1 protein-coding gene is annotated in these 559 nt (G+C 47.4%); it reads left to right on the forward strand.

Annotated elements, in window-relative coordinates; all coding sequences use genetic code 11:
- The coding region (gene nagZ / locus KIV40_RS32150; RefSeq protein WP_285353401.1) for a beta-N-acetylhexosaminidase at nucleotides 1-559 on the forward strand (559 nt) is incomplete at both ends.

Raw genomic sequence — 559 nt, forward strand, 5'->3', positions numbered from 1 at the left:
TGATATCGACCTGAGCTTCGCACCTGTATTAGATAAAGGCCACGACTGTAAAGCGATAGGTAACCGAGCGTTTGGCGAGGATATCGATACCATCGTTCGTCATAGCAGCGCATTCATTAAAGGCATGAAGTCGGTGGGCATGGCGACAACGGGTAAGCACTTCCCAGGACACGGTGGCGTGATTGCAGACTCGCACCTAGAGACACCTTACGACCTAAGACAAGACATTTTTGAAACCGATATGGCGATCTTCAAGGCACAAATTGAGGCGGGTATTCTAGATGCAATGATGCCGGCGCATGTGGTTTTCTCGAACTACGATGACAAGCCAGCAAGTGGCTCTCGCTATTGGCTACAAGATGTGTTGAGAAAGCAGCTTGGTTTTAAAGGTCTGGTATTTTCCGATGACCTGACAATGGAAGGGGCTGCGATCATGGGTGGTCCAGCACAAAGAGCACAAGCTGCGCTAGATGCCGGATGTAATATGATGTTAATGTGTAATAAACGAGATGCACAAATTGAGGCTTTGGATAACCTTGAGATACAAAGTGTACCTATA

This window comes from Vibrio sp. D173a (genome assembly GCF_030248475.1).